Annotated in this window: 14 protein-coding genes; 9 read left to right on the top strand and 5 right to left on the bottom strand. The window is 46.1% G+C overall.

Annotation, left to right across the window (positions count from 1 at the left end; genetic code table 11):
• Nucleotides 1–3 precede the first annotated feature (3 nt).
• The 7 genes from L4D79_RS05360 to L4D79_RS05330 all read left to right on the top strand — a co-directional run bounded on the left by L4D79_RS05360 (nucleotide 4) and on the right by L4D79_RS05330 (nucleotide 8536).
• Nucleotides 4–1743 carry a methyl-accepting chemotaxis protein gene (locus L4D79_RS05360; RefSeq protein ID WP_428648379.1) on the top strand — a complete coding sequence of 580 codons (1740 nt, stop codon included), beginning with the start codon at nucleotides 4–6 and terminating at the stop codon, nucleotides 1741–1743.
• A 57-nt stretch (nucleotides 1744–1800) separates the two neighbouring features.
• Nucleotides 1801–2610: a siderophore-interacting protein gene (locus L4D79_RS05355; RefSeq protein WP_428648376.1), complete on the top strand. Its 810-nt coding sequence runs from the start codon at nucleotides 1801–1803 to the stop codon at nucleotides 2608–2610.
• 636 nt (nucleotides 2611–3246) lie between these two features.
• Nucleotides 3247–5676 carry a DMSO/selenate family reductase complex A subunit gene (locus L4D79_RS05350; RefSeq protein ID WP_428648373.1) on the top strand — a complete coding sequence of 810 codons (2430 nt, stop codon included), beginning with the start codon at nucleotides 3247–3249 and terminating at the stop codon, nucleotides 5674–5676.
• Nucleotides 5677–5688: 12 nt separating this feature from the next.
• Complete coding sequence (locus L4D79_RS05345; RefSeq protein ID WP_428648370.1) at nucleotides 5689–6315, top strand: DMSO/selenate family reductase complex B subunit; 627 nt, start codon at nucleotides 5689–5691, stop codon at nucleotides 6313–6315.
• Entirely contained in the window at nucleotides 6312–7157 is an 846-nt protein-coding gene (locus tag L4D79_RS05340) for a dimethyl sulfoxide reductase anchor subunit family protein (RefSeq protein ID WP_428648367.1), read from the top strand. The genes L4D79_RS05345 and L4D79_RS05340 overlap by 4 nt, the downstream gene beginning before the upstream one ends.
• A gap of 119 nt (nucleotides 7158–7276) precedes the next feature.
• Nucleotides 7277–7930, top strand: coding sequence for a TorD/DmsD family molecular chaperone (locus L4D79_RS05335; protein WP_428648364.1), 654 nt, complete (start codon nucleotides 7277–7279; stop codon nucleotides 7928–7930).
• 36 nt (nucleotides 7931–7966) lie between these two features.
• On the top strand, nucleotides 7967–8536 hold the full coding sequence (locus L4D79_RS05330) for a 4Fe-4S binding protein (protein ID WP_428648362.1): 570 nt from the start codon (nucleotides 7967–7969) through the stop codon (nucleotides 8534–8536).
• A gap of 95 nt (nucleotides 8537–8631) precedes the next feature.
• On the opposite strand, the gene L4D79_RS05325 is transcribed toward L4D79_RS05330, so the two are convergent.
• From L4D79_RS05325 to L4D79_RS05310, 4 genes are read right to left on the bottom strand one after another with little or no spacing between them, the layout of a single operon-like run.
• Nucleotides 8632–9393 carry an iron ABC transporter ATP-binding protein gene (locus L4D79_RS05325; protein ID WP_428648359.1) on the bottom strand — a complete coding sequence of 254 codons (762 nt, stop codon included), beginning with the start codon at nucleotides 9391–9393 and terminating at the stop codon, nucleotides 8632–8634.
• A 6-nt stretch (nucleotides 9394–9399) separates the two neighbouring features.
• Nucleotides 9400–10347 (bottom strand): iron chelate uptake ABC transporter family permease subunit, encoded by a 948-nt coding sequence (locus tag L4D79_RS05320; protein ID WP_428648356.1) that lies wholly within the window; start codon nucleotides 10345–10347, stop codon nucleotides 9400–9402.
• Entirely contained in the window at nucleotides 10340–11299 is a 960-nt protein-coding gene (locus L4D79_RS05315) for an ABC transporter permease (protein ID WP_428648353.1), read from the bottom strand. The genes L4D79_RS05320 and L4D79_RS05315 overlap by 8 nt, the downstream gene beginning before the upstream one ends.
• 52 nt (nucleotides 11300–11351) lie before the next feature.
• On the bottom strand, nucleotides 11352–12275 hold the full coding sequence (locus L4D79_RS05310; protein WP_428648350.1) for a siderophore ABC transporter substrate-binding protein: 924 nt from the start codon (nucleotides 12273–12275) through the stop codon (nucleotides 11352–11354).
• A 298-nt stretch (nucleotides 12276–12573) separates the two neighbouring features.
• On the opposite strand from L4D79_RS05310, the gene L4D79_RS05305 reads away from it, so the two are divergent.
• Together L4D79_RS05305 and L4D79_RS05300 are read left to right on the top strand one after the other, a co-directional pair.
• Entirely contained in the window at nucleotides 12574–13497 is a 924-nt protein-coding gene (locus tag L4D79_RS05305; RefSeq protein ID WP_428648347.1) for a LysR family transcriptional regulator, read from the top strand.
• A 148-nt stretch (nucleotides 13498–13645) separates the two neighbouring features.
• Nucleotides 13646–15643 carry a TonB-dependent receptor domain-containing protein gene (locus tag L4D79_RS05300; protein ID WP_428648345.1) on the top strand — a complete coding sequence of 666 codons (1998 nt, stop codon included), beginning with the start codon at nucleotides 13646–13648 and terminating at the stop codon, nucleotides 15641–15643.
• 88 nt (nucleotides 15644–15731) lie between these two features.
• On the opposite strand, the gene L4D79_RS05295 is transcribed toward L4D79_RS05300, so the two are convergent.
• Nucleotides 15732–16577 carry a DmsC/YnfH family molybdoenzyme membrane anchor subunit gene (locus L4D79_RS05295; RefSeq protein WP_428648342.1) on the bottom strand — a complete coding sequence of 282 codons (846 nt, stop codon included), beginning with the start codon at nucleotides 16575–16577 and terminating at the stop codon, nucleotides 15732–15734.

Genomic DNA, 16577 nt, shown 5'->3' with positions numbered 1-16577 from the left:
CATATGGCAAATAAACTATCGTTTAAAGTAAAAATTATTACCACTTTGATAGCTATATTAATAGCTACAGTGATTACCTCATTCTTTAGCGTCAATTATTATCTTAGCCGTTATATTTTTGACAGTGATGCTCAAAGTATCAATGCACAAATTAGCTTGGTGAAAGATAAGCTGTATGATGATATTAGAAATAAGGTGTTGATTTCTGAAAATATTAGTTTGGATATAACAAGTATCCAAGAAGTGACCGAGCGTGCTGGGTTTTACTCTGCGGCTAAGGTCATTGCCGATTTTGTTATCACAGATAAAGGGCGTATTGATGATGAAACAAAAGCAAGCCAATACATTGAGTTGGTGAAAAGGGCAAATGGCACAACAGTCAGTGATATTTTCTATCAAAATGATATTCCCTTAATATCAATTACCGTACCCAGTAGTAATGGTGGTGATATCTTCTATCTCGACTTGAGAAATACCCAACAATTACTTTCTCAGTCTTCAGTAGAAGGAAGTTACTTCGATCTAAAAGATAATAAGGGAACATTGCTATTCAGTAATCGGGTTGATGGCGATCTGATCCCCTACACAAACCAGTTTGCGGTAGGCAACAGTGAGTGGACGCTGACCGGTTATATCGATAGGGGATATATACAGCAAAACACCAATGCGCTGAGCGGCAACATAACCTTGGCCTTAGTGCTAGTGGCATTGATTTCAATCCCTTTGAGTATTCTGTTTATCAATACCATCTTCAAGCATCTGAGTGCGTTGAGAAGTATCATTGTCGGCTTGTCCCGGGGAGATGCCGACTTAACAAGGCGACTAGATGTGTACAGTAATGATGATCTAGGAAAGATTGCCTCGGGTATCAATCAATTTATTGAAAACTTGCAGAAAATGATGCTGGAAGTCTCGCAGTCGAGCCAAGAAATCCAGCATGAGGTAACAGCGTTAAAGGCGAAGGCTGATTCAAATAAGTCTCTTCTTATCCGCCATACCCAAGAAACGGAAAAGGTCGTTACCGCGATCAATGAAATGAGTGCAACAGCAGAATCTGTAGCCCATAGTGGTAAAAGTGCGGCTGAGTTTACCTATGAAACCAATGCCGAGGCAGAGAAATCAAAAGATGTCGTTAAAGTTGCCTCATCATCAGTTAATCAGCTATCGACTGAAGTTGAAAGTATGTCTGATTCTATTCAGACCATGAGTAAGGATTTTGAAAAAATTGATGCGGTATTGCACGTGATCGGCGAAATTGCAGAGCAAACCAATTTGCTTGCTTTGAATGCGGCGATTGAAGCCGCCCGAGCAGGCGAGCAGGGACGAGGCTTTGCCGTGGTAGCCGATGAGGTTAGAGCCCTAGCGGCAAGGACGCAGCAAAGTACGTCAGAAATTGACACCATGTTATCAGATCTACGCAAAGCGACATCCGTGGTTGTCCAGTCGATGGATGTGACCAGAGGAAGTTGCGCGCAAACTGTAGAGCACACGGCAAATGTCATGGCGTCATTGGAATCGATGACGGGATCAATCAGCCAAATCAACGATCTCACCACGCAAATTGCTACGTCGGCCAATGAACAGAGTGTGGTGACGGAAGAGGTGAACAAAAATATGATTGCCATCCACGATATGATCAACGAGCTGAATCGTAATGCTGATGATTCTGTTGTCAGTACCGAGCAATTAGCTGTTACTAATAGCCAGTTAAATGCCATGGTGGCAAACTTTAAGTTGAAGTAACTTAAATATTTAAGTGATAATAAGTACTATTATCACTTTATTTATGTGGAGAGTTACATGGCCCAGGCGATGAGTCCAAAGATGCTATCAGTTGAGGGAAAAGAGTATGTTACCCCCAATATGATCCGTTTGACGCTTGGCGGTGAAGGGAGCTACCACTTTTCTCAAGAGAGCATTGGGCAATATGTGAAGTTCCTTTTTACGGCTAACGGCAGTACTGACATCAGTGCGTTACCTGAAGGGCAGAGGCCGATGATGCGAACCTTTACGGTGTCGGGTTATCAGGCTGCAACCAGTACGATTACCATTGACATCGCCAAGCATGAACTAGCTGCGGTAGAGGGAGAGGTTACGCCTGATATTGGTGGTTATGCGTCTCGCTGGGCATTTGCGGCACAAGTAGGCGATAGTATCTCTGTCGTGGGCCCGCGCCCTATACAGGCAATGCCGGTTGATGCTGAGCGTTTCCTGCTGGTGGCAGATATGACCGCGCAAACCGCGTTACAAGCCAAATTAGTACTATTACCTGACTCTGCAACTGGTTATGTGGTGCTGGATGTGCCGAGCAAAGAAGACGTACAGCCACTGGAACTCCCTAATGGTATGGAGTTGGTTGTGAATATCAGCGGTGACACACCGCTATCGGACTGCATACAAGCCCTGCCTTGGAGTTGCAATGAAAGTATTGCGGTATGGTGTGCCTGTGAATTCAGTGAAATGCGTACGATTCGAAGCTATATCACCTGCGATAAAGGTATTGATCGGAAGATGTGTTATTTCAGTAGCTACTGGAAGCAGGGTGTGACTGAAGATGGCCATAAAGTACTGAAGCGTGAAGATAGTGCTGCGCTAGAGCAAGGCAAGTAGTAACCGTTTGTACTATTGAGAAAAAGAACCCCGCGGTATGCGAATACCGTGGGGTTCTTTTTTATCTTGTCAGCGATTTACTGGCTAAATAGCTGAGAAAGGGAATAGCTACTCTGTCCTTTTAAATGTGATAGTACGTACCGTTCCTTTTAACTCGATTACAAATAGGTGCTATTAAATATATGCCTTAAATGTATTTCTCGTAGCTAGTGAAAATTTAGACTTTAATTGAAGGTCGAATATTAAAGTATTTCAAAAATTACAACYAAGACGGAAAATAAAGTTTTATATAAAAATWTGAATGGTAAGTTAATGGTGATTTTAATTCTCACCTCTCATTGCTGTTAATAATTAAATCGTCTAAATACAGTGGCTTATAGTAATCTGTATTTAAGTGTAAATCTTTGTTGTTTCGCTGGATTTTTTATATTTTTGCATTTTAGGTTAAATTCTTTCCGATTAAGTCTATTTATAAAAACATAGCTTCTTAATTTGATATCGATCATTAATTTCTGACAATTGCCACTTTAGTATTGTGAAAAAACAAGATGTTTATGTTCTGAGCAAATAGTGCAATCTATGTCATCTCGATTGCATTTGTTTAGATCTATCTGTCACATTCATAATGGTCGCAATATGAAACATTGGATAAATGAAGCAATTCTCTCGCCGATCAAGCGCCGTACTTTCATTAAGTGGGGAACCGCTGTTGGAGGTGCAGCCGCAGCGGTGGGCACTGGCCTTCCACTGAAAGCCGTGGCAAAACCTGAAGATGAACAAGCAGGTGAGACAAACACTGTTTGGTCTGCTTGTATGGTTAACTGTGGTAGCCGTTGTGCACTTCGTGTCCACACCAAAGACGGTGTCATCACTCAGATTGAAACAGATAACCGAGGTGATGATAGTGAATTTGGTCAACACCAAATCCGTGCGTGCCTACGTGGTCGTTCAATTAAGCACCGTGTCTACAATCCTGATCGGTTGAAGTACCCGATGAAGCGTGTCGGTGAGCGTGGAGAAGGGCGTTTCGAGCGTATCAGCTGGGACGAAGCGCTGGATCTGATGGCTGACAAGCTGAAGTACACCATTAAAGAATACGGTAACGACTCCATATTTATTACCTATGGTACAGGAACGCAGGGCTACCGTACTGACGGTGTCGGTTGTTTCACGCGACTATTTAATATGATGGGGGGGTACCTTGAATATTACGGAAACTATAGCTGGGGCCAAATCCAGTTTGCGTTGCCGTTTACTTATGGTGACAAGAAGGCATCGGCATTCGGCTCATATACTTCTGAAATCGAAAGTGCTGAATTACTGGTGATGTTTGGCTACAACCCGGCAGAAACCCGTATGAGTGGCGGCGGCGAAATACATGAGCACATCGCTGCCCAGCGCAAGCGTAATGTTCGCACTATCATCATAGATCCGCGCTACACCGATACCATGTTGGGTAAAGAAGACGAGTGGTTAGCGATTCGACCGGGTACCGATGCCGCTTTGGTTGAAGGTATCGCCCATGTATTGATCACTGAGAAGCTCGTCGATCAAGCGTTCCTCGATAAATACTGCCAGGGTTTTGATGAGAAAACTCTCCCTGCAAGTGCACCTGCAAATGGCCATTACAAAGCTCACATTCTGGGCCAAGGCGCTGATGGTATCGAAAAGACACCAAAGTGGGCAGCTGAAATTACCGGCATTCCTGAAAAGAAGATCATTCAGTTAGCGCGTGAAATTGGTACGGCAAAGCCATGTTTTATCACTCAAGGTTCAGGTATCCAGCGTCAGGCTAATGGTGAGCAAGCGTCTCGTGCCATTGTTATGCTGCCAATCCTGACCGGTAACATTGGCCTGCCGGGGACGAATACCGGTGATATGCCTGCGAACTATGGCTATCCTGCACCCGTTATTCCTGTCGATCCAAACCCTGTGAAAGTGAAAGTGCCGTTCTTCAAGTGGAGTGATGCTATTTGGCGCCACGAGGAAATGACGGATAAAACGGATGGTATTCAAGGTGGCGAGCGTTTGCGTACGCCAATCAAGTTCATCCTTTCATACTCTGGCAACATGCTGATGAACCAGCATTCAGACCTTAATCGTCACGCTGAAATCATCAAAGATGAGTCATTAGCAGAGTTCATTGTTGTGTGTGATAACCACATGACGGCTTCTGCTCGCTATGCAGACCTACTGTTGCCTGATGTCACCACAATTGAAAACAACGAAGTAAGCTCAGACGGCTACGCATCAGGTTCGATGGCCGGTTTATGGCCATTGGTTCGGGCGATTGAACCATTGTATGAAACTCGCAGTGCCTACCAGATGTGTGCAGATCTTTCTAAGCGCTTTGGTCTATACGAGCAGTATACCGAAGGCCGTACTCGTGATGAGTGGCTGGAATACCTGTATGCGGAGCGCATGAAGCAAGACCCGAATATTCCTTCGCTGGAGCAGCTTCGTAAAGAAGGCCCATACACCATCGTTGCGCCAAAAGAAGGTCGTATTGCTCTGGAAGAGTTCCGTAATGATCCAGAAGCTAACCCTGTAGGCACACCATCTGGTCGAATTGAGATTTACTCAACCAAACTAGAGACGATTGCCAAAGAGTGGGATCTAAAAGACGGTGATGTGATCACACCGCTGCCTAAGTACGTGACGACATGGGAAAGCCATTTAGATCCGAAAACCAAAGAGTTCCCACTACAGCTATTTGGTTACCACACCAAAGGTCGTACGCACTCTACCTACCATAATATTCCGTGGCTACGTGAAGCAGTATTCGATGGTATTTGGATCAACCCAATGGATGCGGCGAAGCGCAACCTGAAGAGCGGTGACTTCGTTAAAGTGTGGAATGACCGTGGCGAAATCCGTGTCGCGATTAAAGTCACGCCTCGTATCATGCCGGGAGTAGCAGCCATGGGTCAAGGTGCATGGTATAGCCCAGACAAGAAAGGTGTTGACCAAGGTGGTTGTATCAACTCCCTAACCTCACCGCGTGCGACCCCGCTATCAAAAGGTAACGCGCAGCACACCATTCTAGTTGAAGTAGCCAAGGCCTAAGGAGAAGCGTAAATGACTCAATATGGTTTCCACGTTGATACCAGTAAGTGTACTGGCTGCAAAACGTGCCAAGTATCTTGTAAAGACAAAAGTGATTTACCGGTCGGCGTTAACTGGCGCCGTGTATACGAATATGCCGGTGGTGATTGGGTGCAGCATGAAGACGGCACCTTTACCAACGATGTGTTTGCTTACTATATGTCGATCAGTTGTAACCATTGCAGTAACCCTGCGTGTGCGAAAGCGTGCCCGACTGGCGCGATGCATAAGCGTAAAGAAGATGGCTTGGTTGTTGTAGACGAAGATGTCTGTGTTGGGTGTCGTTACTGTGAAATGGCGTGCCCATACGGTGCCCCACAGTACAACCCTGAAAAGAAAAATATGACCAAGTGTGACGGCTGCTACGAGCGCATCGGAACTGGCCAAATGCCAGTTTGCGTTGAATCATGTCCGCTACGGGCGTTAGATTTTGGTCCGATTCATGAGCTTCGTCAGAAGTATGGTGCCCGTGCGGATATTGCACCGTTACCGGATCCACGCTTGACCAGCCCGAACTTGATCGTCAGCACTTGCTCGAACACCAAACTAAGCGGCGACACCAAGGGTAGTATCCAGAACCCAACGGAGGTGGGCGCATGAGCCAGCTATCGTTAGTCTTCTTTACCGTACTGGCGCAAAGTGCCGTGGGTATGTTTATTGCGCTTGGCCTGATTGAAATGAGATTCAAGCCGAACGATAAAGTCATGACACGCAGCTTTATCGCTGTATTTGTATTGCTGGGGATAGGCGCGATTGCTTCTGTGACTCACCTTGGCCACCCGCTGCGTATGTTCAATGTGATGTTTGGTTTGGCTCACGGAAGTGCACTTAGCCTTGAAATTGTCGGTTTGAGCCTATTTGGTGGTGCTGGTGCGGCATACACTGGCTTAAGGTTATTCAACCTAAAGCCTGAAATCCGCCAGCGTTTACTACCGATCGCTATGGTATTGGGCGTAGTGTTTATTTTGGCTATTGCCAATGTCTACACCTTGGCGACAGTCCCAACATGGAATACGCCATTTACATCGTTTCAATTCCTAATGACAGCAGCCGTACTAGGACCGATAGCGGCAGCTGTGATGCTACGTGCACAATCTGCTGGGATGGGGGAGCTTGGCGCTAAAGCTGATCGAACACTGGCGCTGTCAGCAGCAGGCTTTGGCCTTGTGGCTCTGATGGGGTACGCGGCTTACTTGGTTTGGTTGGGACAGCTTAATCTTCAGGTTAATCCGTTTGAAGTGGTAGATTACTCATTCCGTTTAGCCATAATGCGTGTGGGTTTACTGCTTGCTGGTATCTTATTTTGGCTAGTAAGTGCAGTGAAGGGTAGCTGTGATGCTAAACATGCGGTTATAGCAAGCTTTATGTTGGTATTGGTATCAGAGTTTATGGGCCGCGCCTTCTTCTATGATGTCTATATCAGTGCCAGTGCTGGTATGTAAGTACCTAATCATTTAAGTACCTAATCGTTTAAGTACGTCGGTACTTTAGCATTGAAGCTACTTTACGATTTGATTAAGCAAGGAAGGCTGATTATTCAGCCTTCTTTTTTGGAAAAAATATGACTGAACAACAATTTCAAACTGTCGCAGGCTTGTCGTTAGTTAGCCGTTTTTTTTATCAAGCCTTCCATCAGGCACCATCGGCTGAGTTTATTGACGCCATTTACCAAGATGCCCTTATTGAGCAATGGCCACTTGATGCTGATAATGACTCACTGGAGCAAGGGTTGGCACTGCTTAAGCGAAAGCCTGATTTAAAAGGGTTATCGACTGATTTTCAGGATTTATTTATTGGCCCTGATGCCTTGAAAGCCGCGCCGTGGGCATCGGTCTATTTAACAGAAGAGCAAACGACGTTTGGTCAGCCAACCTTGGTGATCAAGGAGTTTTATGCCCAGTTTGGTGTTGAAATCGATACAGGCGAGCGTGAACCTGAAGATCACATTGGTTTGATTTTTACCTTCTTAGCGCACCTAACAGAAATGGCTTTACAGCAGGATATTGATGATGACAAACCATCACCTGTGCTTTGTGCGTTGGAAAAATTTCTGACTGAGCATGTGCTAACATGGGCTCCGCGTATGTTGCATATCATGCGTGAACAAGCCGAAACCGACTTCTACAAAGGGATCAGCTTGGCGGCAGTAGGTACATTGCGTCAGTTTGCCCAGTTGGTTAAAGCAGAATACCGAATCGTTCGTTTGTACCGATAAATACACCGGATGGGTAGGGTTAACAGGTAGAGCGGTATGGTAGAAAAAAGCGAAAATTATTACAAAGCGGTGCTTGAGCACAAGCAAGTGAGCCGCCGTGGTCTGTTCCGTGGGTTGTTGTCTGGGGCCAAGAAAACCCAACAAGCTGCAATTGCCGAGCCGTTTAGCCGTAAGGTGGCTCGCCCGCCGCAAGCGGTCGATGAAGATTTACTGGCGAAGCTTTGTGATGGTTGTGGCAAGTGTGAAAAAGCCTGCCCGCAGCAAGTGATCAGTATGATTGAAGGTAAGCCAGAACTTCATTTGGATTGTAACTACTGTACTGATTGCGGCGAATGCCAAAAAGCCTGCCCAACCCAAGCATTATCTAACAATATTGCTTCAACCGGTATGATCCCTGTTTTCAGTGGTGCATGCCGTCGGGTTCTCCACGGCTATTGTGATATGTGTGCTGAAGATTGTCCGAAGCAAGCTATTGATTTGAAAGATAAGCGCCCAGCCGTGATAAAAGAGAACTGCACGGGTTGCGGTCAGTGCCGGCTATCATGCCCGATGGGAGCGATCAGCTTCGAACTAACGGCTATTCAGCCCGTACCGGTTCAACCTTAGCGCTTTTTATCTGAATAAAAGTAAAAACGGCGAGTGAACAGTTTTGAAAACATGAACACTTGCCGCTTTTTTATTTGAAATCGATTGATACCTGATTAGCTACCGTAATACATACAGATCCGGCTGCCGTCGACTTCTTGGATCTTAAACGGGATATTATAGATATCTTCCATAATGGCCTGTTGGATAACCTCGCCGACTTTACCGCTTTTAATCACTTCCCCTTTTCTCATCGCGACAATGTTATCGGAATAGCAAGATGCGAAGTTGATATCGTGGATCACAATCACAACTGCTTTATTCATCTTATGGGCAAGCTGGCGGATAGTCTGCATGATCTCCACTGAGTGTTTGATATCAAGATTGTTCAGTGGCTCATCAAGGAAAATGTAGTCAGTATCTTGCGCTACAACCATGGCGATAAAGGCCATTTGACGTTGGCCACCACTGAGTTGGTCCAAGAACTTATCTTGAATATGGGTGATATCCAAATGTTCCAGCGCCTCATCAATAATACGGTTATCCTCGTTAGTCAGGCGGCCCTTGCTGTGTGGGAAGCGGCCAAACGCGACCAGCTCACGAATCGTAAATCGCATATTGATGTTGTTTGACTGGCGCAAGACGGCCAAGCGTTTTGACAGCTCTTGGGTGTCCCACTGCGATAAAGGCTTTCCTGCTATCAGTACTTCACCGGCATCACTTTCGGTAAGGCGGCTTGCCATTGAAAGCAGGGTACTTTTACCTGCGCCATTTGGGCCAATGATTGAGGTTACTTCTCCTAATGGGAACAAGGCGCTGGCCTGACTAACCACCAAGATATCGTTATATTTTTTTGAGAGTCCAGTTAATTTAATCATGATAAATCAAAACTTGTTACGCATTAGAAGGTATAGGAAGTAGCTACCACCAACAAAGTTGATGATGACACTGATAGTCGTATCGAAAGCAAAGACGTTTTCAATTAGCCATTGACCACCAACCAGAAGCACTACCGACATAGTGCTTGCTGCCAGCATAAGGAAAGTATGATGGTAGCTACGAAATAGCTGCCGGGTCAGGCTGACGACGATTAAGCCAAAGAACAAAACAGGGCCAACCAAGGCGGTTGAGATAGCCACCATCACGGTGATTACCATCATGACTTGCATTGTGACTTTGTGGGTATCGACACCCAAGCTTTTGGCGTTGTCAGTACCCAACCAGAAAACATCCAGTTTATGGGCTAGTGAATACAAGATCGCAATACAGATCCCCAGCGGAATGGCTGACCAGTACACCAATTCAGCATTTACGTTATTGAAACTGGCGAACATGGTGTTCTGCAGATTGGCAAACTCGTTCGGGTCGAGGATCATGGTAAAGAAGTTGGAAATACTGCTGAAGAGGCTGCCACACACGATACCTATAAGAAGCAGCGTGAACACGTTGCTGTTTGCCCGGCGGAAATACAGGCTGAACAGCACCATGGAGAACACGCTCATCGTCAGGGTCGTGATGAGAAAGTTAACTTTCGCATCGGCAAACCACACACTCATGCTACCGAACATCACGATGATAATGACCTGAATCATGACATAAAGTGAATCGAAGCCAAGGATAGAAGGCGTTAAGATCCGGTTGTTGGTAATGGTTTGGAATACCAATGACGAGGTTGAAATGGCAATAGCGGCCAAAACAATAGCCATGACCTTCGGTAGTCTTAGCGATAGAAAGAACTGGTAATTTTGGGCGTTGAGGCCCTGACCGATGAAGTAGACAGTAATGAGCAACCCCAATACTGCAAGCAGGGAGACTTTTACACTGTCACGCATTGGATTTGTCCTTCAGTACTAGAGCAATAAATACCGCACCGCCGAAGATGCTGATGATCATCGAAATTGGCATTTCATAAGGGAAGATGATTAAACGCCCTAAAATATCGCACGTTAACACCATGACAATGCCCCAGTAGGCCGTCCACGGCAGGTTACGGCGCATATTATCGCCCATAAAAATAGCAACGAGGTTAGGGATAATTAACCCAAGGAAAGGAATAACGCCGACGATCATCACAACGGTTGAAGCTAGGATGGCGACGATCAATACCCCGATGAAGACAATTTTCTGGAAGTCCAAACCAATGTTTTTGGCAAAGCTTTCACCGACACTGGCGGCACTAAACTGGCTGGCGTAGTAGTAGGCAATCATACAAGCCGGTAGGGCTAGGTAGAGGAATTCATAATTGCCCTGCAGTACCGAAGCAAAGTTGGCGACCGTCCAGGCCGACATGGTTTGAACCAAGTCATAACGGTAGGCAATAAAAGTGGTCATTGCTGAAATGACATTGCCGTACATAATACCAATCAATGGTACTAACACGGCATTCTTGAACTGCAGCCGTTGTAGGAATTGCACAAAGATCAATGTACCCACTAGCGCAAACATAAGGATAACCCCAAGGCTTATCCAGCGGTTGGCGCCAGCAAAAAACACGATCCCCATGACATAGCCAAGCATTGCACAATCAATCGTGCCGGTTGTTGAGGGGGCGGCGAATCGATTTTGGCAGACTTGCTGCATGATCAGACCTGCAACACTTAATCCTGCTCCGGCCAAACAGATGGCGAGTAGGCGAGGTAAGCGGCTACCAAAAAGAATGGAGAGGGTATGTTCATCGCCGGCTAGCAAGCTTTCAAAGCTGATATTGGCTACACCAATAAAAAGTGAAAAAGCCGCCAGGGGGAATAGGGCAATAACTGCCCAGAGTAATTTTTTATTATGCATGATGGGTATTTATGCCCGGATAAAGCCCGGCATAGGCCGGGCTGAAATGATGTTATAGAGTTGAAGTTATTGCTTTGCGGGCATCATCAATCATGATTTCCGTGGCATTTGCACCTGCGATAGTGAGGTACCATGCGCTTGGGTTAAGGAAAACAATACGGTTGTTCTTGTATGCTGGCGTGCTTTTAATCAGCGGGTTGTCAAACAACTGCTGGGCTTTGCCAGAGCTTTGGCCAATTGCACTTTCGCGGTCAAGGATGAAAAGCACATCTGGTGCAGCATCGGCAATGAACTCAAACGAAATCAGGTTGCCGTGAGGGTTTTGGGTGTCAGAAGTACGCGCAGGTTCGAAGCCAAACTCGTCAAATAGCACAGAGAAGCGGCTAACCTCGCCGAACATTGAGATGTTGTTACCGTTGTTCATCACAGCCAGTGTTTTTAGGCCTTCTTTCTGGACTTGTTCGCGAACTTCTGCCATTTGCGCTTCAGTTTCTTCAATCAACTGCTTAGCTTCTGCTTCCTTGTTGAAAACTTTGCCCAGCATACGCCAGTTCTTCTTGGTGTCTTCCCAGTAGTTGCCGTTCTCAACAACATGCATGACAGTGGGGGCGATTTGAGACAGGGTCGGGTAGGCATCAACCATACGGCTTTCGGCAATGATCACGTCAGGCTGTAGGGTGAAAATTTGTTCGAAGTTCGCTTCTTTCATGCTGCCGATAGAGGTGGCTTTCTCACTGTAGTCGGCTAAGTACTCAGGTAGCATTGTGGTTACTGCACCGACAGGCTCAATACCCAGACGGTTTAGTGTATCAAGGCTGCCGTGACCGCCTACCACCACAACGCGCTGTGGCGTTTGCTCTATGGTGGTGGTGCCTAGTGAGTGTTGAACCGTAACGGATTCTGCCAAAGCAGGCGCATTGATTGCTAGCGCACCCAGAATTAGTGCTGATTTTAATGCAGTGGTAAAGCGAGTCATAACGAACCTTGTAAATCTTAGAGCTGATTAAAAGCTGATAAGTGCAATCTAATCACAAATGAGAATTGTTTTTATTGATATTACTCATGAAAGGGGCATAAAGCCTAGTAATATTAATGTTTGCTTACACTCTATCGCTTGGAAAGCTATTTGTAGCACAGTTGAACCACATCACTGCATGCTTGATGTGGATAGTGATTATTTATATATTGAATATGATTATCATTTGTATGCGCGTTATGGGGCTCGTATTGGTCCTTCTTCTGCTAGCCATTGCAAAAAAACAGACAATTAAATTATGAATTTATGCCAAATTGATATTAGTCATCTTATCGTGCTCAAGCACCTCTTAGAGCGAAAGCATGTTTCGAATACCGCCCAGGCATTGAGTATCAGTCAGCCATCAGTGAGTCGGTCGTTGCAAAAATGCCGAGCCCTGTTTAAAGATGAACTATTGGTCAGATCAAGCCATGGCTATGAGTTGACGCCAAAAGCCGAGTCGGTTAAGACGGAAATCAGCTCCATGCTGGCCTCTTTGGAACGCTTGGTCCACGACCAAGAGTTTGATCCAAAGACATGTCAAAAATCCTTGAAGGTGTTTGGCTTGGTGCCGCAAGTCAATTGGCTGCTGCCAAAGGTGTTTCAGCACCTACGGAAATATGCTCCCTTGCTTACACTAGAGCTAGATACCGTACCTAAGCGCCACTTTGATGCTTTAATTGCTGGGGATGTGCATTTTGTCCTCTCAACTCAGCAACCACCGTCATCAGAGCAAAACATATACCGTAGCTTTATTGCATCGCGTGATTACAGATTACTGATGAGTGCAGATCATCCTTTAGCCGAGCAGGAGCTGACTCCCGAAAAGCTAGTGGAATGCCAATTTGGGCAAATTTCATTACATGGAGATAGAAATTTATCTATAGAGAAACGCTTCAGAGATCTCGGGCTGACTGATCGAAACAAACCGGTCTCCACCCCGTTGATGCTGACTAACTTCAATGTCGCTCCAGCCATGGCTGAGCACTCTGATGTGATTTTTCATCTGCCAACGCCTTTTGCTGAAGAAGCCTGTATCAATCGAAATCTGGTGGCTCGTCCTGTGCCTGAAGGGCTGCGTTCGCCTTATCAAGATGTCTACTTGTATTGGCACAAGCGATATCACAATGATGAGTTGTGTATGTGGTTTCGCGAAGTAATAAGGCAGTTATACATAAGCTGAATGTGAATTTCGGTACCTGCATTTATTCAAAACTCGAATAATCACAATTCAAAACCCGAATGGAACTTGTATTGCCATTTTATTGAATAAGATATCTAATGCGAATCATTCTCGTTATATTTGGCTTTGTAGTTCTAAAAGGACGTTTATGTATACCAGCACCCACTTCATTCGCAAGCCTTTAGCAATGGCTGTCGCTTCTGTGTTTATTTCCATGCCTGTTTATGCAGAGTTTGATCGACAAGACGATCAAACGGATGAGCAAATGGTGGTTACCGCAACACGTACCGAGACCACCTTAGCAAAGGCACCGGCATCTATCTCGGTGGTGACAGAAGAAGATATTCTTTCAGAGCCAAGCTTGGCATTGAATGACTTGGTGAAGAATATTGCTGGCGTAGAAAGCCAAATGGATGGTGGCCGTGCAGGGCGTGAAATGATCTCGATTCGCGGCTTGAGCCCAAAATTCACCATGATTTTGGTGAATGGCCGCAAGTTGAGTTCTTCAAATGCTATTTTCCGCGGCAATGATTTTGACCTGTCTGCAATTCCCAAAGAGAGCATTGAGCGGGTAGAAGTCATTCGCGGCCCGATGTCAGCACTGTACGGCTCTGAAGCTTTAGGTGGTGTAATCAACGTGATCACCAAGCAACCGACCAACGAGTGGAACTCACAAATTAGCGGTGACTACAGCTATCGTGATGATGACAATGGTGGCGAGTATTCAACAGGCTTCAATACTTCAGGCGCGTTGATTGACGATGAGCTGTATATGTCATTTGCAGTGAGCCAAACAGGCCGAGATGCGTACAGTGCTTTCTCTGGCACGGCACAAGATAACAAAGGAAACGATTATGACCGCTCGCAAGCCACGACGCTTGAAGAGCGTGACACGCTGGCTGTAAGCGGTAACATGCTTTGGTATATCAATGATATGCATGATCTGGCTTTTGACTTCTCATACACTGACGATGAACGTGACGGCATCATTGAGTCAACCGCTGGCCTTACCGATTCTGAGTCTCGTGTAAAACGCGATATGCAGGCGCTAACGTATAACGGCATGTTCGATTGGGGTGAGGCACAGCTTCGCTATAACCGTGATGCGGTATCCAGTGTCGATGCCGCTGAAATTGATAGCGGTGTATCTGATATCGACGAGACCAACCAACAGGTATATGGCCACGGTACTACCTATATAGGCAGTCACACCCTGACTTTTGGTGGTGAATGGAGCTACTCAGAGCTAGATAACCCTGAAAGCCTGACAAAAACAGGTAAAGCTGATGTTCATGAACAGGCACTGTTCGTGCAAGATCAGTGGGAGATCAATGACGACTATACATTGACATACGGTACTCGCCTCGATTTCCATGAAGCTTACGGTAGCCACTGGAGCCCACGCGCTTACTTGGTTAACACTGTGACGGATAAGCTAACGCTAAAAGGTGGTGTTGGCTCTGCGTTTAACGCACCAACACTGCTGCAAACGTCAGAAGAAAACGTCATAAACAGCTGTAAAGGCGATTGCCAGGTTGTCGGAAATCCAGACCTTGATCCTGAGACTAGTGTTAGCTACGAAATGTCAGCGATCTACAATGAGACGATATGGAGTGTCGAAGCAGGCCTGTTCCGTAACGACATCAAAAACCTGATTGCTCAAGACCGTGACAATGCGGTGGGCACTTCGCCTGATGGCCGTGATATTTTTACCTACAAGAATATCAATAAAGCGATGACGCAAGGTCTTGAGTTGACTGCTCATTACGATGTGACAGATTCGATTCAGTTAAATGGTGCATACACCTACCTAGATACAGAAGACAAATCGACCGGTAAAGCACTTGAAGATCGTCCAGATCATCAAGCCAATGTGCGTGTGACTTGGTATGCGACAGATTGGGTTGATACTTTCCTACGCGTTAATTATAGCGGTGAGGCCCTAATTGATAGCGGAAGTGATTTACATCGTCCAAGCTACACTACGGCAGATTTGGGTATGAACTACCTGATCAACAGCGATTGGCGCCTGCGTGCGGGTGTTCGCAATATCACTGATGAGCAGTTTGATGAATTTGATGTCACCCAGCGCGGTTATTCTATCGAGCCACGTAGCTGGTATTTGGGCATGACAGCGAACTTCTAAAAGAATCGTAAGTTCACTGAACAAAAAAAACGGGAGCCCTTATCTAAAAGGGCTCCCGTTTAGCTTTTACTCGCTTAGCGAAAAGAAATTAAATGCCTACAGTCATATGTAGGCCGTAGAAAATACCGCGACCAACCAGTTCAGAAAGTAGTACCAAACCGAAACTTACAACCATTACAGGTACGCCCGGACGGCTGTTCATCAGGTTAGGGATAAACCAAACCGCTAAAGCGCCAAGTAGCAGGCCAACACGGATGATCTGCAGCTGAGCCATGTTAGGGATCAGTTCCGTTGCGGTGGTGACCGAGGTTTGGATATCCCCAAGGCCAATAATCTGGCTAACTAATGCAGTCAGGCTGATTGCAACGGCAATTGAGCCAACAAACGGCAAAACACGATCAAGAGTTGCCATCTTGTGCTGTGCGCCAGTTAGCAGTAGATGACCAAAGATAAGGCCAGACGTCAGCATCGTCATCACAAAAGCAATCGGTGTGTAGACAGTATTCCATGTCGGTACGGTATCAAGTAGATACAGCCTGATCATTGAATACATAAAGGCGATACCCACAATCATCCCTGCGGCTAGCAGCAGTTTGCGAAGGGCTTCGTGGCCTTTGTCCAGCATTTCCAGCAACCAGTAACCACCGCCGAGCGCAAAGAACACGCTACCAGTGAAGATCTCATTGGATAGCCAAGAGCTGCCAACTTGGTTGAGCGCATTGAAAGCGCGCAGTGGGCTGCCAAGGTGCATGGTAGACGCCGCGAAACCCAGACCCATCAATACCCATAGGAAAAACATCGCTTGATGTAGGCGGTGGTTAACACCGACGCAGAGCTTGCCTTTTAAGATCACGCCACCAAGCAGTAGATACGCACCAACAGCGGTTTGTGCCAGCACGGTAAATAGGATCAGGGGCCATTCATGCCAAGCCAT

Origin of the sequence: Photobacterium satsumensis (assembly GCF_050336935.1) — a bacterium.
In the GTDB taxonomy this organism is placed as follows: Bacteria; Pseudomonadota; Gammaproteobacteria; order Enterobacterales; family Vibrionaceae; genus Photobacterium; species Photobacterium satsumensis.
Note: the sequence above shows the minus strand (reverse complement) of the source record. Positions and strands in the feature narration are given on the sequence as shown.

Bases quoted from the DNA above. Each gene is read 5' to 3' on its own strand.
- L4D79_RS05340 (WP_428648367.1), top strand. From the start codon at position 6,312: ATGAGCCAGCTATCGTTAGTCTTCTTTACCGTACTGGCGCAAAGTGCC.
- L4D79_RS05335 (WP_428648364.1), top strand. From the start codon at position 7,277: ATGACTGAACAACAATTTCAAACTGTCGCAGGCTTGTCGTTAGTTAGC.
- L4D79_RS05360 (WP_428648379.1), top strand. From the start codon at position 4: ATGGCAAATAAACTATCGTTTAAAGTAAAAATTATTACCACTTTGATA.
- L4D79_RS05315 (WP_428648353.1), bottom strand. From the start codon at position 11,299: ATGCATAATAAAAAATTACTCTGGGCAGTTATTGCCCTATTCCCCCTG.
- L4D79_RS05300 (WP_428648345.1), top strand. From the start codon at position 13,646: ATGTATACCAGCACCCACTTCATTCGCAAGCCTTTAGCAATGGCTGTC.
- L4D79_RS05330 (WP_428648362.1), top strand. From the start codon at position 7,967: ATGGTAGAAAAAAGCGAAAATTATTACAAAGCGGTGCTTGAGCACAAG.
- L4D79_RS05305 (WP_428648347.1), top strand. From the start codon at position 12,574: ATGAATTTATGCCAAATTGATATTAGTCATCTTATCGTGCTCAAGCAC.
- L4D79_RS05350 (WP_428648373.1), top strand. From the start codon at position 3,247: ATGAAACATTGGATAAATGAAGCAATTCTCTCGCCGATCAAGCGCCGT.
- L4D79_RS05355 (WP_428648376.1), top strand. From the start codon at position 1,801: ATGGCCCAGGCGATGAGTCCAAAGATGCTATCAGTTGAGGGAAAAGAG.
- L4D79_RS05325 (WP_428648359.1), bottom strand. From the start codon at position 9,393: ATGATTAAATTAACTGGACTCTCAAAAAAATATAACGATATCTTGGTG.
- L4D79_RS05295 (WP_428648342.1), bottom strand. From the start codon at position 16,577: ATGGCTTGGCATGAATGGCCCCTGATCCTATTTACCGTGCTGGCACAA.
- L4D79_RS05320 (WP_428648356.1), bottom strand. From the start codon at position 10,347: ATGCGTGACAGTGTAAAAGTCTCCCTGCTTGCAGTATTGGGGTTGCTC.
- L4D79_RS05345 (WP_428648370.1), top strand. From the start codon at position 5,689: ATGACTCAATATGGTTTCCACGTTGATACCAGTAAGTGTACTGGCTGC.
- L4D79_RS05310 (WP_428648350.1), bottom strand. From the start codon at position 12,275: ATGACTCGCTTTACCACTGCATTAAAATCAGCACTAATTCTGGGTGCG.